Annotated in this window: 21 protein-coding genes; 13 read left to right on the forward strand and 8 right to left on the reverse strand. The window is 57.7% G+C overall.

Features of this window, described 5'->3' with window-relative positions; all coding sequences use genetic code 11:
- The first annotated feature begins 154 nt into the window (after positions 1–154).
- Positions 155–403: a type II toxin-antitoxin system Phd/YefM family antitoxin gene (locus CCX46_RS13235; RefSeq protein ID WP_038368375.1), complete on the forward strand. Its 249-nt coding sequence runs from the start codon at positions 155–157 to the stop codon at positions 401–403.
- Positions 393–674 carry a type II toxin-antitoxin system RelE family toxin gene (locus CCX46_RS13240; protein ID WP_127927109.1) on the forward strand — a complete coding sequence of 94 codons (282 nt, stop codon included), beginning with the start codon at positions 393–395 and terminating at the stop codon, positions 672–674. The genes CCX46_RS13235 and CCX46_RS13240 overlap by 11 nt, the downstream gene beginning before the upstream one ends.
- 41 nt (positions 675–715) lie before the next feature.
- On the opposite strand, the gene CCX46_RS13245 is transcribed toward CCX46_RS13240, so the two are convergent.
- From CCX46_RS13245 to CCX46_RS13255, 3 genes are all read right to left on the reverse strand, one after another.
- Positions 716–1,183, reverse strand: coding sequence for a hypothetical protein (locus CCX46_RS13245; protein ID WP_127927111.1), 468 nt, complete (start codon positions 1,181–1,183; stop codon positions 716–718).
- 56 nt (positions 1,184–1,239) lie between these two features.
- Positions 1,240–1,671, reverse strand: a complete 432-nt coding sequence (locus tag CCX46_RS13250; protein WP_127927113.1) for a thioredoxin family protein — start codon at positions 1,669–1,671, stop codon at positions 1,240–1,242.
- 168 nt (positions 1,672–1,839) lie between these two features.
- Positions 1,840–2,166, reverse strand: coding sequence for a hypothetical protein (locus tag CCX46_RS13255; RefSeq protein ID WP_127927115.1), 327 nt, complete (start codon positions 2,164–2,166; stop codon positions 1,840–1,842).
- Positions 2,167–2,590: 424 nt separating this feature from the next.
- Between CCX46_RS13255 and CCX46_RS13260 the strand changes: the two genes are divergently transcribed.
- The 9 genes from CCX46_RS13260 (at position 2,591) to CCX46_RS13305 (ending at position 10,467) form a co-directional block, all read left to right on the forward strand.
- Positions 2,591–3,439, forward strand: coding sequence for a transporter substrate-binding domain-containing protein (locus CCX46_RS13260; RefSeq protein ID WP_064117896.1), 849 nt, complete (start codon positions 2,591–2,593; stop codon positions 3,437–3,439).
- A gap of 51 nt (positions 3,440–3,490) precedes the next feature.
- Positions 3,491–4,153, forward strand: coding sequence for an amino acid ABC transporter permease (locus tag CCX46_RS13265; protein WP_038368362.1), 663 nt, complete (start codon positions 3,491–3,493; stop codon positions 4,151–4,153).
- Between the two features lie 9 nt (positions 4,154–4,162).
- Positions 4,163–4,825, forward strand: coding sequence for an amino acid ABC transporter permease (locus tag CCX46_RS13270; protein WP_127927117.1), 663 nt, complete (start codon positions 4,163–4,165; stop codon positions 4,823–4,825).
- Positions 4,822–5,613, forward strand: a complete 792-nt coding sequence (locus CCX46_RS13275) for an amino acid ABC transporter ATP-binding protein (protein WP_127927119.1) — start codon at positions 4,822–4,824, stop codon at positions 5,611–5,613. The genes CCX46_RS13270 and CCX46_RS13275 overlap by 4 nt, the downstream gene beginning before the upstream one ends.
- Positions 5,614–5,642: 29 nt before the next feature.
- Positions 5,643–6,032 (forward strand): RidA family protein, encoded by a 390-nt coding sequence (locus CCX46_RS13280; RefSeq protein WP_003225452.1) that lies wholly within the window; start codon positions 5,643–5,645, stop codon positions 6,030–6,032.
- A 157-nt stretch (positions 6,033–6,189) separates the two neighbouring features.
- Entirely contained in the window at positions 6,190–6,954 is a 765-nt protein-coding gene (locus CCX46_RS13285) for an IclR family transcriptional regulator (protein WP_127927121.1), read from the forward strand.
- Positions 6,955–6,993: 39 nt separating this feature from the next.
- Entirely contained in the window at positions 6,994–8,208 is a 1,215-nt protein-coding gene (locus CCX46_RS13290; RefSeq protein ID WP_127927123.1) for an amino acid deaminase, read from the forward strand.
- A gap of 130 nt (positions 8,209–8,338) precedes the next feature.
- Complete coding sequence (locus CCX46_RS13300; RefSeq protein ID WP_127927127.1) at positions 8,339–9,277, forward strand: sugar kinase; 939 nt, start codon at positions 8,339–8,341, stop codon at positions 9,275–9,277.
- A gap of 248 nt (positions 9,278–9,525) precedes the next feature.
- Positions 9,526–10,467: an IS110 family transposase gene (locus CCX46_RS13305; RefSeq protein ID WP_127930385.1), complete on the forward strand. Its 942-nt coding sequence runs from the start codon at positions 9,526–9,528 to the stop codon at positions 10,465–10,467.
- A gap of 92 nt (positions 10,468–10,559) precedes the next feature.
- On the opposite strand, the gene CCX46_RS13310 is transcribed toward CCX46_RS13305, so the two are convergent.
- Both CCX46_RS13310 and CCX46_RS13315 read right to left on the reverse strand, forming a co-directional pair.
- Positions 10,560–10,835: a peptidylprolyl isomerase gene (locus CCX46_RS13310; RefSeq protein WP_007912322.1), complete on the reverse strand. Its 276-nt coding sequence runs from the start codon at positions 10,833–10,835 to the stop codon at positions 10,560–10,562.
- A 51-nt stretch (positions 10,836–10,886) separates the two neighbouring features.
- Entirely contained in the window at positions 10,887–13,424 is a 2,538-nt protein-coding gene (locus tag CCX46_RS13315; RefSeq protein WP_127927129.1) for a PAS domain-containing hybrid sensor histidine kinase/response regulator, read from the reverse strand.
- A 113-nt stretch (positions 13,425–13,537) separates the two neighbouring features.
- Here CCX46_RS13315 and CCX46_RS13320 point away from each other — a divergent pair, with 113 nt between their 5' ends.
- Both CCX46_RS13320 and CCX46_RS13325 read left to right on the forward strand, forming a co-directional pair.
- A complete protein-coding gene (locus CCX46_RS13320) occupies positions 13,538–14,647 on the forward strand; it encodes a PilT/PilU family type 4a pilus ATPase (protein WP_127927131.1) in 1,110 nt (369 codons plus the stop codon).
- Positions 14,648–14,780: 133 nt separating this feature from the next.
- A complete protein-coding gene (locus tag CCX46_RS13325) occupies positions 14,781–18,548 on the forward strand; it encodes a hypothetical protein (protein WP_127927133.1) in 3,768 nt (1,255 codons plus the stop codon).
- 48 nt (positions 18,549–18,596) lie between these two features.
- On the opposite strand, the gene CCX46_RS13330 is transcribed toward CCX46_RS13325, so the two are convergent.
- The 3 genes from CCX46_RS13330 to CCX46_RS13340 all read right to left on the reverse strand — a co-directional run bounded on the left by CCX46_RS13330 (position 18,597) and on the right by CCX46_RS13340 (position 22,861).
- Positions 18,597–20,552: an acetoacetate--CoA ligase gene (locus CCX46_RS13330; RefSeq protein ID WP_127927135.1), complete on the reverse strand. Its 1,956-nt coding sequence runs from the start codon at positions 20,550–20,552 to the stop codon at positions 18,597–18,599.
- 136 nt (positions 20,553–20,688) lie between these two features.
- The gene (hbdH, locus tag CCX46_RS13335) at positions 20,689–21,462 is read right to left on the reverse strand and encodes a 3-hydroxybutyrate dehydrogenase (RefSeq protein ID WP_127927137.1); all 774 of its coding nucleotides are present in this window, start codon (positions 21,460–21,462) and stop codon (positions 20,689–20,691) included.
- A gap of 7 nt (positions 21,463–21,469) precedes the next feature.
- Positions 21,470–22,861, reverse strand: coding sequence for a GntP family permease (locus CCX46_RS13340; RefSeq protein ID WP_127927139.1), 1,392 nt, complete (start codon positions 22,859–22,861; stop codon positions 21,470–21,472).
- Positions 22,862–22,940 lie beyond the last annotated feature (79 nt).

Below are 22,940 nucleotides of genomic sequence, written 5' to 3' on the forward strand. Positions count from 1 at the left end.
CGATCCTTCCTGTTCCCACCCAAGTGCGAGAAATATCTGACGGACAACACAGAAACGTCGTTGGAAATCACGTGGTATCGTCAAATGGATCGAAGTTAAGAGCTTCGAGGGTGCTATTTTAGGTGCTGTTAAAAGTACTTCAGGAAGCACCTTAATGGCACACATCGTTCTTTCTCACGTAGTAGCGAGTATTTCCGAATTGAAAAAAAATCCGATGGGCACTGTAGCTGCTGGAGGTGGACGCTCTGTAGCGATTCTCAACCGAAATGAACCAGCGTTTTATTGCGTACCTGCCAAAGAATACGAGGCAATGATGACGCGCCTTGATGATCTGGAGTTGATCGCGCTTTGCAAGGAGCGAGAAAACGACCCCACCATCAAGGTCTCAATAGATGACCTATGAGCTGGAATTTTCTGAAAAGGCCTGGAAAGAGTGGGAGAAGCTGGGCGCAGGTCTACGAGATCAGTTCAAGAAAAAACTAGCGGAGCGGCTGCTTAATCCACATGTACCGGCGGATCGACTCAAAGGCCTCGGTAATGCATACAAAATTAAGCTGCGGAGCGCCGGATATCGGATGGTGTATCGGGTCAAGGATGAAGTATTGGTGGTCGCGGTGATAGCCGTTGGCAAGCGAGCGCGAGGCGAAATCTATACAGAGGCTGCCAAGCGCTGAAATAGATTTCCAAAGGACGTCCGTTGCCTGACACGCTGGATTTATCCCCTGGCACCGAACAGGGATCTCCACCACACCACGATTCGCTCAAGAGTGTTTTTCGCTTCTCTAGTCTCCAGACTCATTAGCGTCAGACTGCCAAGTTGCGCGGCGGCGACGCCGATTGCTCCATCTGTCTGGAGTTTGACCGTGGCTCCGGTCGTGCCGGCTGGCGCGAGGATCCAGTCGGTTCGCACTTGCCAGTTGGGATCGTCTGTCAGCGCCAACTCAAGTTCGTCGCCAGCAGGATGTAGCGTCAATATCACGCGAGCCGTGGAGGCGGATGCAGTCTTCATTCTGGCGGACAGTGCATATTCTTCGGCTTCAGATTGGAAAATGACGTCCTGACTGATGTATCCGGGTGAAGTGATCTCGCAGTCATCCTTGTTAAATTTCACGTGCTCTGGAAGGCTCACTGACCAGTCTTTTTCGCCTTCGTAAAACTCGCCATTGCTGATCAAATTCGTCATGTCCTATCCTTCTCTGAGACTTTTTGGTTAACGCGGCGTCGGAACCTTCAGCCTGTTCAGCACTGACTCCGCAGACGCGCACGTGCAACAGTGCGCAGAGTACGAAGTGTCTGACGCAGCCAAGACAGATCATGCGTTCGCTTTCGGGGCGCAGTGGGCGCTTTGGTCTTGCCGATGTGCTCGGCAAAATCCCGTGCGAGGGTTTCTTCCGTGCCGATGCCTTTGAGTTTTTTCACCAGCCTGCCGTTCTTGTAGAACAGTACGGTGGGCGTACCGGTGACCAGCGGATGACGGGCAGTTTCGCTGGTATTGAGCATGTAGATATTGGCGCGATGCCGGTACGGCTCGGCCGTCTGGCGAAAAATCGGGCCGGCCCATTCGCAGGCGGGGCAGTGTTCGTTGGCGAAATACAGGATCACTGGGCGCCAGGTTTTCAGGGCTTTGCGGTAGGTGGCCGGCAAGGCTTCGAAAGGGGTTGTCGAGTCCATTGGAAACTCCCTTTTTCGGAATGCAGTGGTGATGCGTTCACGGAGAAAGCAAGCCGTCACGAGATGAAAGCTTGCTTTCAAGAGTATTGGCTCAGAGCAGCCTGGATAGCGTTACATCGCCGAAATAAGAGCCAAGTTCATCAAACGTACCGTCATTGCACTCTACCGTCACCGTGAACTTGAGTGTCGCGAGAGGGCGTCGAACTCTTGGAACTTGATCGTCCAGCCTTGGTTACCTCCGACGTCAAGTTGAACCGGGTTGCCTGTCGGATGTGGTTGCACAGTGATGCGGCCCGCATAGCCATGCAGTGTTTTCATTCTTGCCGAGATCATGAATTTACCGCCGCCCTCGCTACCCAGGAGAACGTCCTGACTAATGGAGTCAGGAGGCGCGATTATGCAGTGACCAACTACGTAACTGACGTTACTCGGGGTTGTTGCTGTCCAGTGATCGCCTTGATTCGCAAAATCACCATTTTTAATCAGATTGGCCATTTCAAAAGTCCTTATTGAGATTTTAAGTTCGGTTCCTGACCCGTTCGGTCCGGACCAGTAGGCCTATCAATTCACCGGTCAACAACTGTCAACTCTGACAGGTCGAGCGGTAAATCCGATGAGCGGTCACTTGCGATCAAGCCATTTTCCAAGTCCGATTCAATGCTTTATCTGTGCATCAATCGGTCGCGCACACGCCCTTAAATGTGACATTACTTCCCAATCGGTTGCCTTCAGTAGCGAAGGTGAAATTTCTACTGGCAATAGTCGCGCGCAGATCCGCGGGCTAACTTGTTGAACCGATTAATGTTTCCGAAGGCCTGGGTTTTATTGCCAAAGCTATGGCACACTTTCTGCTGTCTATTCCGTAGTAACAAACCGTGTTCCGGTATAGCGGAATAAACACAATTCTGGAGTGCTTGCCATGCATCGCCGTCCTTCGTTGTTCAAAGCATGTGTTTTTGTTCTTGCGGCTTCGTCCGCTGTCATGGGTATGGCCCAGGCAGCCGACAGCAAGCTCGACAGTGTTCTGGCCCGTGGCAAATTGATTGTCGGCACTGGCAGCACCAATGCGCCGTGGCACTTTCAGGGCGCGGACGGCAAGTTGCAGGGTTTTGATATCGACATCGCCAGAATCGTCGCCAAGGGTCTGTTCAACGACCCGAGCAAAGTCGAGTTCGTCGTGCAGTCGTCTGATGCGCGGATTCCCAATCTGCTCACCGACAAGGTCGACATGAGCTGCCAGTTCATCACCGTTACCGCCAGCCGCGCGCAGCAAGTGGCGTTCACGCTGCCGTACTACCGCGAAGGCGTCGGCCTGCTGCTGCCGAACAACAGCAAGTACAAGGAAATCGAAGACCTGCAAGCCGCTGGTGACAGCGTCACCGTGGCGGTGCTGCAGAACGTGTACGCGGAAGAGCTGGTGCATCAGGCCCTGCCGAAAGCCAAGGTCGATCAGTACGACAGCGTCGACCTGATGTACCAAGCCGTGAACTCCGGTCGTGCCGATGCTGCCGCCACCGACCAGTCTTCGGTCAAATACCTGATGGTGCAGAACCCTGGCCGCTATCGCAGCCCAACCTACGCGTGGAGCCCGCAAACCTACGCGTGTGCGGTTAAACGCGGCGATCAGGACTGGCTGAACTTCGTCAACACCGCATTGCATGAAGCCATGACCGGCGTTGAATTCCCGACCTACGCCGCCTCGTTCAAGCAATGGTTTGGTGTAGACCTGCCGTCGCCTGCGATCGGTTTCCCTGTCGAATTCAAATGATCCCGTGAGAGCGGGGCGGTTCACGTCGCCCCGCTCAAGGTACTGCTGACCATGAACTATCAGTTGAACTTTGCCGCCGTGTGGCGCGATTTCGACACTTTGCTGGCGGGGCTCGGTCTGGGTCTTGAACTGGCGCTGGTGTCGATCGCCATCGGCTGCGTGATCGGCCTGCTGATGGCGTTTGCCTTGCTTTCCAGGCATCGCGCCTTGCGGGTGCTGGCTTCGGTGTACGTCACGGTGGTGCGTAACACGCCGATTCTGGTGTTGATTCTGTTGATCTACTTTGCCTTGCCGAGTCTCGGCATTCGGCTGGACAAGATTCCGTCGTTCATCATCACCCTGTCGCTGTATGCCGGGGCATACCTGACCGAAGTGTTCCGTGGTGGTTTGCTGAGTATTCCCAAAGGTCAGCGCGAAGCCGGGCTGGCGATCGGTCTCGGCGAGTGGCAGGTCAAGGCGTACGTCACCGTGCCGGTGATGTTGCGCAACGTCTTGCCGGCGCTGTCGAACAACTTCATCTCGCTGTTCAAGGACACCTCGCTGGCCGCCGCAATTGCAGTCCCGGAGCTGACCTATTACGCGCGCAAGATCAACGTCGAAAGCTACCGGGTGATCGAAACCTGGCTGGTGACCACGGCGTTGTATGTCGCGGCCTGTTACCTCATTGCCATGCTGCTGCGTTACCTCGAGCAGCGTCTGGCGATCCGCCGATAGGAGGCTGCGATGTACGAATCTCCCAGTTGGTTACATGAATTGTGGATTGCGCGTGAGCCGCTGTGGCAGGGCTTTTTGACCAGTGTGCAAGTGTCGGCGCTGGCGATTCTGCTCGGCACTGTGCTCGGCGTGGTCACCGGTCTGGTGCTGACCTACGGCAAATTCTGGATGCGCGCGCCGTTTCGTTTTTACGTCGACCTGATTCGCGGCACACCGGTATTTGTGCTGGTACTGGCCTGCTTCTATATGGCACCGGCGCTGGGCTGGCAGATCAGCGCGTTCCAGGCCGGCGCCTTGGGTCTGACCTTGTTTTGCGGTTCTCATGTGGCTGAGATTGTCCGTGGTGCGCTGCAAGCCTTGCCGCGCGGGCAGATGGAAGCGAGCCAGGCCATCGGCCTGACGTTCTATCAATCCCTTGGCTACGTATTGTTGCCTCAGGCGCTGCGGCAGATCCTGCCGACCTGGGTCAACTCGTCCACTGAAATCGTCAAGGCATCGACCTTGCTGTCGGTGATCGGCGTCGCCGAATTGCTCCTCAGTACCCAGCAGATCATCGCCCGGAACTTCATGACTCTGGAGTTCTACCTGTTCGCCGGTTTTCTGTTCTTCGTCATCAACTACGGCATCGAATTACTCGGCCGGCACATTGAAAAGCGGGTGGCCTTGCCATGACTCAAGCTCAAGTTTCCCCACAGAATCAGGCGTTGCTGGACATCCGTGGCCTGCACAAACAGTACGGCGCGGTCGAAGTGCTCAAGGGTGTCGATCTGAGCATGCAGCGCGGCAACGTGGTCACGCTGATCGGCTCCAGCGGTTCGGGCAAGACCACGCTGCTGCGTTGCGTGAACATGCTCGAGGAATTCCAGGGCGGGCAGATCCTGCTCGACGGTGAATCCATCGGTTACGACGAGGTCAACGGCAAGCGCGTTCGGCATGCGGAAAAAGTCATCGCCCGCCATCGCGCGATGACCGGCATGGCGTTCCAGCAATTCAACCTGTTCCCGCACCTGACCGCGTTGCAGAACGTCACCCTGGGTTTGCTCAAGGTGAAGAAAATGCACAAGGACGAAGCCGTCGTCCTCGCGGAAAAATGGCTGGAGCGCGTCGGCTTGCTGGAGCGGCGCAATCACTTTCCCGGCCAGTTGTCCGGCGGTCAGCAACAGCGCGTGGCGATTGCTCGGGCGATTGCGATGAACCCGAGCCTGATGCTGTTTGATGAAGTCACTTCGGCCCTCGACCCGGAACTGGTTGGCGAAGTACTTAACGTGATCAAGGGTCTGGCCGAAGACGGCATGACCATGTTGCTGGTGACCCACGAAATGCGTTTTGCCTTCGAGGTTTCGGACAAGATCGTTTTCATGAATCAGGGGCGGATCGAAGATCAGGGGCCTCCCAAGGAGCTGTTCGAGCGCCCGCAATCGCCGCGTCTGGCCGAGTTTCTCAAGAGCACGCGGTTTTAACTTTCGATTTGTAATCAGGAGAAGTACCCATGAGCATTACGCGTTACGGCACCGGCAGCACCGCCGCTGGCGGCCAGCCCCGTCCATTCGCTCGCGCTGTTGAAGCGGATGGCTGGCTGCATGTTTCCGGCCAGGTGCCGGCCGTGGATGGCGAGATCATTGTCGGCGGCATCGTCGAGCAGACTCACCAGACCATGAAGAACCTGATCGCGATTCTCGAAGAGGCCGGGTATGGCCTCGAAGACGTGGTGCGCGCTGGCGTGTGGCTGGACGATCCGCGGGATTTCAGCAGTTTCAACAAGGTTTTTGGCGAGTACTTCAAGCCTGAGCACGCACCGGCCCGCGCCTGTGTGCAGGCGAGCATGATGGTTGATTGCAAGGTCGAGATCGACTGCATTGCGTACAAGAAGAAACCCTGACCAATACGCGGATCGTTCCCACGCTCTGCGTGGGAATGCCTCTCGGAACGCTCCGCGTTCCAAGGGACGCAGAGCGTCCCGGCTGCATTCCCACGCGGAGCATGGGAACGATCATTAGCGGTAAACTCCCGGCGACTTTGAATGGGAACCCACTGAAATGACCGAAGACACCATCAAACGCCGGGCACGCGGTCTGGACCGGGCGTTCGATATCCTCGATTTCCTCAAGGAGATCGGCCAGCCGCTGCGCCCGAACGACATCGCCAACGGCATCGGCAGCCCGAAATCCAGCGTCTACGAACTGGTCGCTTCGTTACTCGAACGACGGATTCTGGAGCCGGTGGGCAAGGACGGTCACGTCTATCTCGGCCGGCAGTTGTACTTCCTCGGTCAGGCGCATTTGCGTCATTTCGACCTCAGTCGCGAAGCCGATCACGCCTTGCAGGAGATCGTCAGCCAGACCCGTGAAACCGCGCAGATGTGCCTGCTCAACGGGCGCAAATACACGGTGGCGTTGATGAAGGAGGGCGAGCGGCATTTCCGTATTTCCTCCGACATCGGTGAAAACGCGCCGATCCCGTGGACGGCTTCCGGGCGCCTGCTGCTCGCACACCTGAGCGATCAGCAGATCATCGACCTCATCGACGAGGACGATTACATCCTGCCCGACGGCGAGCGTTTGCCATTGGAGCGTTTTCTCGCCGAAATCCGTCAGGCCGGCATCGATGGATTTTTCTCCTTCGACAGCGTTGCCGACACCTTTACCCATTGCTTCGCCGCCCCGGTCAAAGACCCCGGCGGTGTCGCCATTTGCACCTTGTGCATCGTCGCCCCACGGGCCGATGCGAAAAACAATTACAACGACTATCGCCGGGTGCTGATCGAGAGCGCCAACAGCCTCGCCCGGCGAATCAACGAATAACCGCGGCTGCCTGCGGCCGCGAAAGTGAGGAGTTCGACCATGACCACTGCCATCAATACTGCCGGGGAAAAGGGCGACGCCGCCATCGGTGCGCACCTGACGCGTGACGTCAGCCTGCCGGCGCTGGTGCTGCACCGCGAAGCGCTGGAGCACAACATCCGCTGGATGCAGAAGTTTGTCAGCGACAGCGGCGCGGAACTCGCGCCCCACGGCAAAACCAGCATGACCCCGGCACTGTTCAAGCGTCAGCTCGACGCCGGCGCGTGGGGCATCACCCTCGCCAGCGCGACCCAGACCCAGGCTGCTTACGCCCATGGCGTGCGCCGCGTGCTGATGGCCAACCAATTGGTCGGCACACCGAACATGGCATTGATCGCCGATCTGCTCGCCGATCCGTCGTTCGATTTCTATTGCATGGTCGATCACCCGGACAACGTTACCGATCTCGGTGCCTACTTCGCCTCGCGTGGAGTGAAGCTCAACGTGATGATCGAATACGGCGTGGTTGGCGGACGTTGCGGTTGCCGTAGCGAGCAGGAAGTCATTGAACTGGCCAAGGCGATCAACGCGCAACCGGCGCTGGTCCTGACCGGCATTGAAGGTTACGAAGGGGTGATTCACGGCGATCACGCGGTCAGCGGGATTCGTGAGTTTGCTGCATCCCTGGTGCGTCTGGCGGTGCAGTTGCAGGACAGCGGCGCTTTCGCCATCGCCAAACCGATCATCACCGCCTCGGGTTCGGCATGGTACGACCTGATTGCCGAATCGTTCGAAACGCAGAACGCGGCGGGGCGTTTCCTCAGCGTGTTGCGCCCGGGCAGTTACGTGGCGCACGACCATGGCATCTACAAAGAGGCGCAGTGCTGCGTGCTCGACCGCCGCAGTGATCTTCACGAAGGTTTGCGTCCGGCGCTGGAAGTCTGGGCCCACGTGCAGTCGCTGCCGGAGCCGGGTTTTGCGGTGATCGCACTGGGCAAACGAGATGTCGCGTTCGATGCCGGTTTGCCGGTGCCGTTGCTGCGTTACCAGGCGGGTGTGGTGCCGGCGCTGGGCGATGACGTCGGTGCGTGCAAGGTCACGGCGGTGATGGATCAGCACGCGTTCATGACGGTAGCGCCGGGCGTTGAGTTGCGCGTGGGTGACATCATTTCTTTTGGTACGTCGCATCCGTGCCTGACGTTCGACAAGTGGCGTGTGGGGTTGTTGGTGGATGAAGAGTTGTCGGTGATCGAGAGCATGGAGACTTGTTTCTAAGACTCGATACCGAGTCGCGGCCATTCGCGAGCAGGCTCGCTCCCACACTTGGAATGCATTCCCCTGTGGGAGCGAGCCTGCTCGCGAAGGCGCCAGTCCAGACACCATCGATCAACAGAGACAGCACAAGATGAACACCCTCAGCCCTCTGGGCCCGAACACCCCGCGTATCGCCCTGATTGGCGAATGCATGATCGAACTGCAGCAACGCGCCGACGGCAGCCTGCAGCAAAGCTTCGGTGGCGACACCCTGAACACCGCGGTGTATCTGTCCCGCGCGATGGGCGACAAGGCCCGGGTCGATTACGTCACCGCGCTGGGCGATGACAGCTTCAGCGATGCCATGTGCCGGATATGGACCAGCGAAGGCATTGGTCTGGATCTGGTGCAGCGTCTGCCGGGTCGCTTGCCGGGCCTGTATTGCATCCAGACCGATGCCAGCGGCGAGCGACGTTTTCTCTACTGGCGCAATGAAGCGGCGGTTCGCGACTGTTTCACCACCCCGGCCGCCGAGCCGATTCTGGCGGCGCTGCCGGATTACGATGTGTTGTATTTCAGCGGTATCACCTTGGCCGTCCTCGGTGCATCGGGCCGGGAAAAACTGATCCAGACGCTGATCGAAGCGCGCCAGCGTGATGCGCGGATTGTCTTCGACAACAACTATCGGCCACGCCTGTGGGCCTCGGTAGAAGACGCGCGCGCGGCCTATCGCAGCGTATTGCCCTACGTTGATCTGGCGTTGCTGACAGTGGATGACGAGCAGGCGCTGTTCGGTTTCGCCGATGGCGACGCGGTGTTTGCCGCTTACGCGCAATTCGGCACGCCGGAAGTGGTGCTCAAGCGTGGCGCCGAGGCGTGCCTGATTCGTTGTGATGGCGAGGCTTTTGAGGTGCCGGCGCAGAAGGTCGAGAAGGTGGTGGACACCACGGCGGCGGGGGATTCGTTCAGTGCGGCGTATCTGGCCAGTCGATTGCTGGGCGCAAGTCCGACGGAGGCTGCCGAGGCCGGGCACTTGCTGGCCAGCCAGGTGATTCAGGTGCCGGGGGCATTGATTCCGAAACAGGCTTGAATGGCCGCTTGCTGCGCAATCGATCGCGAGCAGGCTCGCTTGTATGGTAGGACTTGAAGGGAGGAGGAGGGACAAGGCTCGATTCTGACTGTTGACGCAGCACAGACCGTGGGAGATTTCGCCCCTCCTCCTTTCACCCAAGCGCCGATAAAGAATGCATCTGGCTAGACCGACGATAGGAACAAGCCTGCGCCTCTGGGTGAGCCCTTCAAGTGCTCAAACCTTATCCCGGAGGAAATCCTGTGGCAATGCCAGTCGCTCTATCAAATCCGATCGTTGGCGTGGATGTCGCCAAAAATGAACTGGTGATTTATCAGGCCGATAGCGATCTGCTTGAAGCGATTCCCAACACCAAAACATCCATCAAGCAGTGGCTGAAGGCCTTGCTCGGCCCCGTGTCTATTGCCATTGAGGCAACCAACATCTACCACCTGGAATTCGCTGACTTGGCCTATGCGGCCGGTTGCACGATTTACATGGTGGGCGGCTATGAACTCAAACATTACCGCGAAGGAGTGAAGATCCGCGCCAAAACCGACGCCTTGGACGCCAAGCTGCTGGCCCGTTACCTGAAGAACGAAGCCGAGGAGTTGCGCCCCTGGACCCCGCCATCACCGCTGTACCGCCAGCTCCTGAGCCTTTTCCGCCGCCGCGCGGCTTTGGTCCAGGCAAGGGTCGGCCTGGTGCAGAGCTGGTCGAATGAGCCGCTGTTGAAGGCAGCTTTTGCTGAACAAATAAAATCCATGCAGCGGCTTGAAACGATGATCGAAAAGACGATCAACGATCAGCTCAAACAAGCCGGTTTGCTCGGCCAATTGAAGCGTTGCCTGAAAGTTGAGGGCATTGGATTTCTGACCGGAGCGCGCCTGCACACGGCGTTTCAGCGGGGGGAATTTAGCAACGCGGATGCGTTTATCGCCTTCCTGGGCATGGATTTACGGGTATCGAAATCAGGGCAAAAGGACGGTCGCCGCAGCTTGACCAAGCGCGGAGACCCCGAGGCCCGCCGACTTTTGCACAACGCAGCGATGTCGGCTAGCCGTACGATAGCCTGGAAAGGGTTTTACGAAGCCCAAAGAGCACGGGGTTTCAGCACCACGCAGGCGTTGGTGATGCTGGCTCGCAAACTTGCTCGGGTGGTATTCGCCTTGCTGAAAGGGCAAAGCGAATATCAGACAAAAGTCAGTTGAGGGCTTCCCCTCAACCATAGAATCTCCCACAGGGGAATGCATTCCAAATGTGGGAGCGAGCCTGCTCGCGAAAGGGCCCTGAAGCCAACCCGTCAATCGCGGTAAAACACCTGCACCAGGTGATACCCGAACTTGCTCTTGATCGGCCCATGCACGGTCCGCAGTGGCTTTTTGAAGATCACCGCATCAATCGCGCCGACCATCTGCCCCGGCCGCACTTCACCCAGATCGCCGCCGCGCTTGCCGGACGGGCAGGTGGAAAATTTCTTCGCCAGCACATCGAACGCTTCACCCTTGGCGATGCGTTGTTTGAGCTGTTCGGCCTCTTCGGCGGTTTTCACCAGAATGTGGCGGGCTTGGGCTTTCATCGTGCGGTACCTGATAACGGGGTGACGGCGGGGCGCGGATTATGCCTCAAGTCACGGGGTTTGGCTGAGCATCGTGCGGATCTTGCTGGCCAGCAGCTCAATGGCAAACGGTTTGGCGACCATGTCCATGCCGTCCTCGAGGAAACCCTGGCGCTCGGCAGCTTTCTGCGCGTAACCGGTCATGAACAGCACCTTGAGGCCCGGCCGATGCTGACGGGCGATTTCCGCCAGTTGCCGGCCATTCATGCCGGGCAGGCCGACGTCGGTGACCAGCAGATCCACGCGCAGATCGGACTCAAGCATAGGCAGGGCGGTCTTCGCATCTTCGGCTTCGTAGGCTTGATAACCCAACTCCCGGAGCAGATCGAGCACCAGCATGCGCACCGCCGGGTCATCTTCGACGACCACCACGGTTTCGCCGGTCGCCGTCGTCGGCGCTTGCTCAAGCGGCACGATCGCTGGCCGTTCCGGCTCGATGCCGTACAGACGCGGCAAGTACAACCGCACACAGGTGCCCTGGCCCGGCAAGCTGTCGAGGCTGACATGCCCGCCCGACTGCTGGGCAAAACCATAAATCATCGACAGGCCCAGCCCGGTGCCCTGGCCAATGGGCTTGGTGGTGAAGAATGGATCAAAAGCCTTGGAACGCACCGAGGGCGTCATCCCGGTGCCGTTGTCGCTGACTGCCAGCATCAGGTAATCGCCGGCCTTGACCGGTTCCAGCGTGGTGATGTCACTGCCATCGAGATACACGTTGGCGGTTTCAATCACCAGTTCGCCGCCATCAGGCATCGCATCCCGGGCATTGATGACCAGGTTGAGCAGGGCGTTTTCCAGTTGGCTGACGTCGGTGCTGACCGGCCATACATTCTCGGCCAGATGCAGTGTGAGTTCGATCGGATCGCCCTTGGTCCGGCGGATCAGGTCTTCCAGAGAATGCACCAGCTCATTGACGTTCAGGGTTTTGCGATCCAGCGACTGTCGCCGCGAAAACGCCAGCAACCTGTGGGTCAGTGCTGCCGCACGATTTGCCGAGGACACCGCCGCTTCGGTAAATCGACCAATTTCGTCGGCCCGGCCGTTGGCAATGTAGCGCTGCATCAAATCGAGACTGCCGATGATCCCGGTGAGCATGTTGTTGAAGTCGTGGGCGATACCGCCGGTGAGCTGACCGACAGCCTCCATCTTCTGCGCATGTCGCAAGGCATCTTCGGCACGCTCGCGTTCGAACATCTCGTTCTGCAAACGCTGGTTGGCCTGCGCCAGTTGTTCGGTGCGAGCGCTGACCCGTTCTTCAAGGGTTTCGTTGAGATTGCGCAAGGCTTCTTCGGTTTTCTTGCGCTCGGTCTCGTCGATCACAAAGATGTAGAAACCATTCACCGCGCCGTCCGCACCGTAACGTGGAAGGTAATTCATCAGCGCGTGGCGACTGCTGCCATCACGGTGCGGGGTGTACAGGCTGAACGAACACGGTCTGCCGGCCAGGGCTTCGGCAATGTAAGGCAGACGCAGGAAATAGGCCTCTTCACCGATGACTTCACGAATCGTGCGGCCGTAGAGCTCCTGTGGCGTGAGTCCGTACCAGTCCAGATAGGCCGCGTTGTTCAGGCGAAAGCGCTCTTCACAGTCGACATAGCTGATCAGGATCGGCATGGCGTTGATGATCAGTTGCAGTTCGGTCTGGCTCTGGCGTAACGCCTGTTCGGTGTGTTTGCGCTCGGTCAGGTCCAGCGCCGCGCCGAGGAAGCGCATGGGCCGGCCATGATGATCCTTGTAGCAGCGCCCGCGAGCGAACACCCAGCGGACCTCGCCGTCAGCCTGCAACAAGCGGTATTCCTCAGCGTATTCGGTGCCGTGGGTGATGCAGTGTTTGATGCTGCGCGCGATCATCGCGCGGTCTTCGGGGTGCACGCCCTGCAAGTAATCGCTGATCGGCAATTGACCGGACAGGGCGGGGTCGACGCCATGCAGTTGGGCGAAATGCGCATCGGCGATAAAGCGATCTTCGCCGATATCCCAATCCCAGGTGCCAACGGCATCGGTCGCGGCCAGGGCCAGTTGCAGGCGTTCCTCGGTTTCGCGTTGAGCCTTGAGGCTTTCTTCGGAGCGTCGCTGCAGTTCCAGAGCGATGCGTCGGCGTTCGTTGGTTTCGATGGCAGTCACCAGAATTCCGGCGACTTGCGCGGTTTCATCACGGATCGGACTGTAAGTCAGATCCAGCCAGAAGTCGGACTCTTTGCCGTCACGTTGCAGGGTGAAGCGTCTTTCGCTGTAGGTGCGCACCTGGCCTTGCAGGACTGCTCTGTAAATGGGGTCGGTAAACTCTTGAAGTTCGGGCCAGATCTGGTGCGCAGGTTGTCCGAAAGCGTGCGGATGCTTGTGCCCGGCGAGCAGGGCGAAACCGTTGTTGTAGATCTGCGTGAGCTGCGGGCCCCACAACAACAGCATCGGCATGGGCGAGTGAATCACGATGTCCACCGCCGTGCGCAGGCTCTGCGGCCAGTTGCCGGCAGCACCCAGCGGGCCACGGCTCCAGTCGGTGCGGGCGATCAATGCCTGCGCGTCGTCGGTGTTCGGTACAGCATTCATTACATCAGTCCTGAGCGTGGTTCGGTGAGGCGACGTCTATCATTGTTGCAGTTGAGCTGCGCCAGGCGCAGGCCATTTTCTGTTCATTGAATGCTTCGCGGGTGTTTTTTGCCATGGAAATCGATGCACTGTTGTCAGTTTTGTCCAATAAAAACGGTTCGGATCTGTTCCTGTCCACGGGCGCACCGCCCAGTGCGCGGGTCGACGGCGTGCTCACGGCGTTGAGCGAGCAGCCTTTCAAGATCGGTGAAACCGCCGCCATCGCCGCCTCCCTGATGGACGCCGAGCAACGACGGGAGTTCGACCGGGATCTGGAAATGAACCTGGCGATTTCGCGAACGGGCATCGGCCGCTTTCGCGTGAACATCTTCAAACAGCGCAACGATGTATCGATCGTTATCCGCAACGTCAAACTCGACATCCCGCGCTTCGCTGACCTGAAACTGCCGCCGGTACTGCTCGACACCGTCATGCTCAAGCAAGGGTTGATCCTGTTTGTCGGCGCCACCGATTCGGGTAAGTCGACTTCGCTGGCGGCATTGATCGACCACCGCAACCGCCACAGCACCGGGCACATCATCACCATCGAGGATCCGATCGAGTACATCCATCGGCACCAGCGTTCAATCATCAATCAACGTGAAGTCGGGGTCGATACGCGCAGTTTTCATGCGGCGTTGAAGAACACTTTGCGCCAGGCGCCGGATGTAGTGCTGATCGGTGAAATCCGTGATCGCGAAACCATGGAACATGCATTGGCGTTTGCCGATACCGGACATCTGGTGCTATCGACGTTGCATGCCACTAACGCCAATCAGGCGCTGGATCGAATTATCAATATGTTCCCGGAAGAGCGGCGACCGCAGTTATTGCAGACGCTGGGCAATAACCTGAAAGCATTTATCTCGCAACGATTGGTGCGCACTGTCGATGGCCAACGACGGGCTGCTGTCGAGGTGCTGTTGGGCACGCCAACCATCGCTGATCTGATCCGACGCGGTCAGTTCGATGAACTCAAACCGATCATGGAGAAATCCACCGAACTGGGTATGCAGACATTTGATGCAGCGTTGTTTTCGTTGGTTGCCGAAGGTGCAATCAGTGCGCAGGAGGCTTTGAAAAATGCAGACTCGATCAATAATCTTAAATTACGAATCAAACTGGCTGGAGATGAAAGTAGTAATAATGGTTCGCCGTCAGGGGAGTGGGGACTAATGGATTGATGTTTAATTGATTGCTTTGGATATCCGTCAGGAAATAGCGCCTCATATTTTTGAAGTGGAAGGGGTGTGTCAAAAACAGTAGAACGTCATCGAGCTGAAGTTGTCGGCTGGTTAACTTGATGAGGTTCTAAGTATGAATGATAAAACCAGAGGTAAAACATTCTGGTCTTCGGCTGTCGCTCTTTCCGAGTGGAAATACAGGGCTGAAGCAGATGCAGTAGAGCGCCAATTGGTCCTGGCTCAACTGGAACAAGCGTTAAGCCAATACACGGATGATCAAAAGATCAATTGGTATACACACGAAGTGGCGTTGCAGGCGGGATCTTCGTTGTATGAAATTTATAATCCCGGCAGGCTTATGCTCAGCGAACTGCTTGAGACCGGTCCGGTCGTCGGTGCACTTGCCCGGGAAGGTGCGCGCGACCATGACGGACTTGTACGAGTTACACCTGACGGCAAGATGGAAGTCCGAGCAGACAGGGGGTGGGTGGATCTGGTAGCAGCGCGTCACTTTGAAAAAAGTGTTCCGATACAATCTGCATTGACGTTGATTTCGGATATAGCAGCGGTCGTTGGCGGCTACGTTTGGCCTGATATCGATTTGACGCTCGATCAATGGTTTCGATTCCATGACATAAGTTTGCCCGAGAACAACGTGAAGGTCAGAGAGCTGATCGTCTTGTTCAAGTTTGATCCGCAAGTGAAAGAGCCTTCAAACTATTGGGAGCACTTTCAAACAGAGGACCAGACATCGATTGCATTGTCCGGGGAGCAGTTTTTCGCCATTCGTAATGCGACTGCCAAGTTGATGAGTGGGAAAAAGCTCCTGACAGCCCTCTACAATGTTACCGGCCGCGCCGCTGTCACCCATGAAAGTGCGGCTCAATTGGTTGTCGAATTCGTCAATCATCCAGTTACCCGGAATCTCGCAAAAGAGTATCTGAAAGAGCTGGGTTGGTTTGGCGTAAACAAGGGGCAGGAAGTCGCTGATGACATCCTCGGCCAATTGCTGATGACGGCAATATTGCTTGATCTGGATCCGTCAGTTGGTCATGACATACAGCGCAATCACGTCGCTGGACTTGATCTGTATGCGCCGAAAAATGTTGACTGTCACCCGTCGGTCATACGAGAGGAGCTAACGACTGTTCTGCGAACCAGAAAATGGGTTGATAGTGGTTTGGAACCGCTGGTAGCTCACCTGCTGTTGGCACGTAATGCCCCAGAGTTTCTGGTCAGGGAGATTCCATCGTCGATCACCCTCGGCTCGATTGGCTGGATCAATTTTTGTCGTGCCGTCATGCTCGTCGAGACTGTAAAAACCGGTGCGACGCGAGTCATGACGTATGCCCAGATAATGGCTTATGGCGAACTGCAACCGGTCAGTGAGTCGCAGAAGCACAAGCGTGACCTGGCCATGATCGACCCTGTCGTCGATTGGGCGCTGATCAACCAGATTGTGACAACGGCGGAACTCGAGCAGGCCGAAGAAACCAGCACCCGGCGTGCAATTGACGCATTCGAGCAACACTCGGAAAAGTTCGCTCAAATCGCCAAGGTATTTTCGACACCGTTACCCGACAGAGCGAAGATTGCCCGTGCGGCTTTGAAAATTGCCGCACCGGGTTGTGACACCCTGGACGCAAAAGCACTGTCCGAGCGAGGCGGGCAGCAGGTCATGTCCATGGTCGACCTGCATCAATCGGGCGACTTGGTCACTGGTCAGTGGGACAGGCGTACGGTGCGTCTGGTTACTAACGGTGTCCCCAAGCCGGCCATCAACTACAACCCGTCCGGTGTCAGCCTCTACAAACGTTATCCGGGTTTATTGAAACTTGCATCCTGTGACGAGGAGATGGATCGGCAGTTGGCCGTGCATTTCAATGATTTGAACAGCGCCATGTTATCTACCGTGAAACTGGCTTTGGCGCAGATGCCAGAGGCGGATCTGCGCGTCTTCATGAATGCCGATATTCACTTCCTCACGGTACGCGAGTCCGCCGTTTATTATAAATCGCGTCGTGCGAGCGGCCCCCTGACTGTCAAAGTGACACAAGAAACACGACAAAGCAGAGATGCCGCCACAGGACGTTTTGGCATCGTGATGTATGCGTCTTGCGAGAATGCTGACCTCTGCTATGAACTGTTTACGTCGCGCGCAGAAACTCGAAAAAATGACGCCTTGGCTGCTTTCATCAAACGAGAGCAGAAACTGCAACAACGCTCGAGAATGAGTGCGAGCGGGGATGTAACGTTTCCACTGAGTATTACCGCGACGCAAAGCCTCCCGCTCGACGTAAAGCGCTATACCCATGCCACTGCCGAAGACTCTTCGATTACCAGCAGCATGGCCATCATCGATAATTTTGGCATGCTGAAAGGATCGCAGACACCTTCGACGCCACCATCCGGGTTCTATCGGAAATTCAACGATCCGAATATCGAACGTATCGCCGAGTTTCTCGTCAAGAATCGACCCTACCTGAATAAAAATGAGCTGAGAGAAATAGTCCGCATACCGACCCCGCTCGAGCTCTCCAGGGAAGAGGGTGATCGACTGCTGACGTATTTCATCGACTTGCTGGTGCCTTTCAAAAAATGCATCGAGGATATTGCCTCGGGTGAACATGACAAGGTGGTGGATGGGATCTACGGATGTTTGATGGACGGTATCGGTCTGGTCGGAACGGTGGCGGGAGCCAGCTCCAAAGTGTTGAGCATTTCGGCCAAGGCTATTTCAACGACATCCAAAGCTGCGCGGTTTACCCGGTTGGCATTCACCTCGGCCATTGGCCTTTTCAATCCGCTGGATGGTGTGCCGTCTGGAATCCAGGCGGGCGGTAAACTGGTGCGCAAGGGCTTGTTGCGCTTTAACAAAAACAGCCATGAACTCGTCGCTATAGCGAACAGCCAGTTGCACAGACTCAGTGGCCGCCGGCAATCCTATGATCTGATCAGTGCTTCCGAGAGTGCACATCGGGGAGTGGGGCACTGGCAACCACGTGGCAGCACCGGCAACCTCGTTACGGTTCTGGCCGCACGCAGTGGCAACAAATGGTATGCCTTGAACCGTCGTGGCAATCTGTGGGGGAAACCACTGACAGGCTTCGCCTATCAAGCGCCTCTGCAGTTGCCGTACTCACTCAAGACACTGCCGGCAAGTTACACGCGCAACTTCATCGAAAAAAGCCTGCCCCGTGCTCGGGCGAAGATCGACAACGCCATCGAAGCCATCAGCCGGCATGAATTCAAGCGAGATGGCGATCTGCTAATGAAGGCACTGTTCGGTAACACCTCGCAGACGGCTACTAATCGGCTGGTTAATTATTTGCGGTTGATTCGCTTTGACTTTGCTGGTTTCTCGATGAGCAATACGCTGCTCAATGCGTTCAAGCATAACGAGACAATCGCCTCTTTTGACGTGAACAACTACAAGCGCTGGAAAAGCGCCAGCTCCAGCGACGCGGCTGATATCGCGTTTGTCGAGATTTACACTCAAAACCTGAACAAGCATTTCGTCAATCTAGGCTTCAACCATGATGTGGTGGCAGACGACCTGATTCATGAACTGTTCCACGGTAGTGCGCAGACCGCGGATGTTGGCTACGCCACCGATACCGAGCATCAAAGCAACACCGGGCAGCGGCTGGATGTGGCGCAACTGCTGAATCTTGCGTCCGGCAACCTGGCTGTGGCGGACTCGATCGCGAGTTACCATGCGGTGTCCGAAGCTTTTGAAAATGCTGACTCTCTAGCAGTTGCCACCTCGTTACTGAGTCAAATGGCTACGGACAAAGCTACATTCGACCACAACATGACGATCATCCGCGATGCACTCGACCGTAGTGGCGGTAGAGCGATTGTTCAGCCAGTTGTCATTACGCTGAACAAACCCCTCTGACGACCAGCGCTGCCAGCAACGTTTATTGTCAGAGCGTCAGCGCGCGATTCAAGTATCAAGCTCCGGCCGATCCCGAAACTGCTCCAGCGCTTCGGGATTGGCCAGCGCATCGGTGTTTTTCACCGGTCGGCCGTGCACCACTTCCCGCACGGCCAACTCCACAACCTTGCCACTGATGGTGCGCGGAATGTCCGTCACCGCAACGATCTTCGCCGGTACATGCCTTGGAGTGGTATTGGCGCGGATCACCTGCCGGATTCGTTGTTCCAGCGCCTCGTCGAGTGTCAGCCCTTCACGCAACCTGACAAACAGCACAACCCGCACATCGTCCTGCCACTGCTGACCGATAGCGACGCTGTCCAGCACTTCAGCGACTTGCTCGACCTGACGATAAATCTCCGCAGTGCCGATGCGCACGCCGCCGGGATTGAGCACGGCGTCCGAGCGCCCATGGATCAGCATCCCGCCATAAGGCCGTTGTTCAGCGTAATCGCCCTGTGCCCAGACACCGGGAAACAGGCTGAAATACGATTGGCGCAGTTTTGCGCCGTCCGGGTCATTCCACAGACCGATCGGCATCGCCGGGAAGTGCCGGGTGCAGACCAGTTCGCCTTTTTCGCCCACGACCGGCTGGCCGGCGTCATTCCAGACTTCAACCGCCATGCCCAGGCTTTTGCCCATGTTCTCGCCGCGACGCACGGGCGACAGCGGGTTGCCATTGACGAAGCACGAAACGATGTCGGTGCCGCCAGACATCGAGGCCAGACACACATCAGGTTTGAAGTCGCGATAGACGAAGTCATAGCTTTGCGGCGACAGCGCCGAGCCGGTGCACAGCAGCGTTTTCAGGCTTCCCAGATCATGGCTCTCGCGGGGTTTGGCGCCGCTGCTTTCCAGGGTGGCGAGGAACTTGGGGCTGGTGCCGAACACGCTGATGCGTTCATCGTCGATCAAGTCGAGCAAACGCTGGTTATCCGGGTAAAACGGCGAACCGTCATACAGCACCACGGCGCTGCCGACCGCGAGCGCGGAGACCAGCCAGTTCCACATCATCCAGCCGCACGTCGTGTAGTAAAACAGTCGATCGCCAGGACCCAGATCGCAATGCAGGCCGTGTTCCTTGACGTGTTGCAGGAGCACGCCACCGGTGCTGTGGATGATGCATTTCGGCACGCCAGTGGTGCCGCTGGAATACAACACGTACAGCGGATGATTGAACGGCACCGCGACAAAATCCGCTTCGCCGCCCGCTTGATAGAAGTCATCCCACAAGGTCACTTCGGCGCGAGTCCGGTAAGTCTCGATGCGGGCGTGCGGGTGAGCGTAAGGCACGATGATCAACTGCCTTAACGTTGGCAGTTGTTCGAGTATTTCGTTGATCTTGTCGCTCTGGTCGATCGCCTTGCCGGCATAGCGATAACCGGCGCAGGTGATCAGTACCTTCGGTTCGATCTGACCGAAGCGGTCGATCACGCCGTGGGTGCCGAAGTCCGGCGAAGAGCACGACCAGATCGCGCCAACGCTGGTGGTGGCGAGCATTGCGACCAGCGTCTGCCAGGTATTGGGCATGCAAGCTGCGACGCGATCGCCGAGGCCAACCCCGGCGGCCTGCAAGCTCGCCTGAAACCCGGCGACATGCTCGGCCAGTTCAGCCCAGGACAATTGCTCACGCTGGCCATTTTCCGCCACGCTGACCACCGCCACAGAATCGTCGCGACGACGCAGCAAATGTTCGGCGAAGTTCAGCGTAGCGCCGGGAAACCACTCGGCATCCGGCATTTGCGCGCCTTCACGCAGCACGGCATCCGGTTGTGTGTGGAAGCGGATATCGAAGAAATCGACGATCGCCTGCCAGAACTCGGCGCGCTGCTCGACGCTCCATTGGTGCAGGGCCGGGTAGTCGTCGAGTTTCAGGTTGTGGCGTTGATTGGCCGCACGACGGAAAGTGTCCATGCGCGACTTGGCGATACGGTTGGCATCGGGTTGCCAGAGGATGTCGGACATTGGTTGCCTCTTGTTATCGGATTACAAAAATTCCCTTGTAGGCCTTCGCCTGCTCGCGATAGCGGTGTGTCAGTTAACTGTTACGGGTCTGACACACCGCTATCGCGAGCAGGCGAAGGCCTACAGGGACGCAGCATTACTGCGCCAACCACCCACCATCAATATTCCACGCCGCTCCACGCACTTGGCTACCCGCCTCGCTGCACAGGAACAGCACCAGTTCGCCCAGATGCTGCGGTGTCACGAACTCGAGTGACGGCTGCTTCTCGGCCAGCAGATCATGCTGCGCCTGCTGCGGATCGACACCTTTGGCCGCACGGTCGTCGATCTGCTTCTGCACCAGCGGCGTCAGCACCCAGCCCGGACAAATCGCGTTGCAGGTGACGTTGCTGGTCGCGGTTTCCAGGCCGACTACTTTGGTCAAACCGATCACGCCATGCTTGGCGGCGACGTAAGCGGCTTTGCCGGTCGAGCCCACCTGACCATGCACGGAGGCGATATTGATGATTCGGCCCCAACCCTTGGCGCGCATCCCCGGCAGGCTCAGGCGCGTGCTGTGAAACACCGAAGACAGGTTGATGGCGATGATCGAGTCCCAGCGCTCGATCGGGAATTCCTCGACGGCGGCGACATGCTGGATGCCGGCGTTGTTGACCAGAATGTCGACACCGCCGAACTCGCGCTCGGCGTAATGGATCATCTCGGCGATCTGCGCCGGGTCACTGACATCCGCCGGATGATGGCCAACCTTGCCGCCAAACCGGGCGACTTCAGCGATGACTTTCGACGCATCGCCGAAACCGTTGAGAATCAGGTTCGCGCCTGCCTTGGCCAGGCTCAGTGCGATGCCCAGACCGATGCCGCTGGTGGAGCCGGTAACCAATGCAGTCTTGCCGGAAAGAGTGGTCATGAATACCTCACACAATGCCAGTGGCGTAGAAAGTGCCGATCACTACGAAAACCGCCAGGGTCTTGATCAGCGTAATACAGAAAATGTCTTTATAGGCTTCGCGGTGGGTCAGACCCGTCACCGCAAGCAAGGTGATGACCGCGCCGTTGTGCGGCAGGGTGTCCATACCGCCGCTGGCCATCGCGGCGACGCGGTGCAGCACTTCCAGCGGAATGTTCGCGGCATGAGCGGCGGCAATGAACTGCTCGGACATCGCCGCCAGCGCAATGCTCATGCCGCCCGACGCCGAGCCGGTGATACCGGCCAGCAGCGTCACGGTGATGGCTTCGTTGACCAGCGGATTGGGGATCTGCTTGAGCCAGTCAGCCAGTACCAGAAAGCCCGGCAGCGAAGCGATCACTGCGCCGAAGCCGTATTCCGACGCGGTGTTCATTGCCGCCAGCAACGCACCGCTGACCGCGCTTTTGCTGCCCTCGGCGAGCTTGCTGCGAATCGCCTGAAAACCGAACGCCAACACCATCAGAATGCCAACCAGCAAAGCCGCTTGCACCGCCCAGATCGCCGTCAGTTTGGCGATTTCGGTGGTGACCGGTGTGGCCATGCCCGGCAGCGCAAGGCTGTGAGTCTTGCCATACCACTGCGGAATCCACTGGGTGAACAGCAGGTTCATGATGCCCACTGCCAGTAGCGGCGACAGGGCAATCCATGGGTTCGGCAGCTTCAGGTCTTCGGCGGTTTCCGGTTCGTTGCGCAGTTCAGTGCCGTAGCCTTCACCGGCACGCTGCGCTTTGTTGCGTTGACGCTGGAGAAACAGCATGCCGGCGCAGAACACGAAAATCGTACCGATCACGCCCAGCCACGGCGCCGCCCAAGCGGTGGTGTTGAAGAACGTGCTGGGGATGATGTTCTGGATCTGCGGGGTGCCGGGCAGGGCGTCCATGGTGAACGAGAACGCGCCAAGGGCGATGGTTGCCGGGATCAGCCGTTTGGGGATATTGCTCTGGCGAAACATCTCGGCGGCAAACGGGTACACCGCAAACACCACCACGAACAGCGACACGCCGCCATAAGTGAGCAGGGCGCAGACCAGCACGATCACCAGCATTGCCTGTTTGGTGCCGAGCAAGCGAATGGCCGCGGCAACGATCGAGCGGGAGAATCCCGACAGTTCGATCAATTTGCCGAATACGGCACCGAGCAGGAACACAGGAAAATACAGTTTGATGAACCCGACCATTTTTTCCATGAACACCCCGGTGAAGGCAGGGGCGACGGCGGAGGGGTCGGTAAGCAGCACCGCGCCAAGGGCGGCAATCGGCGCGAAGAGGATAACGCTGTAGCCACGGTAGGCGGCGAGCATCAGCAGCGCGAGGGCCGCCAAGGCAATGATCACACTCATGGTGTGTCTCTCCAGAATTGTTATTTTTGTGGGTGGAACGGGTTTGGGAGAGGCGTTAGCGAGATCTGTGCCAGATATT

The sequence above is a fragment of the Pseudomonas sp. RU47 genome, from assembly GCF_004011755.1.
In the GTDB taxonomy this organism is placed as follows: domain Bacteria; phylum Pseudomonadota; class Gammaproteobacteria; order Pseudomonadales; family Pseudomonadaceae; genus Aquipseudomonas.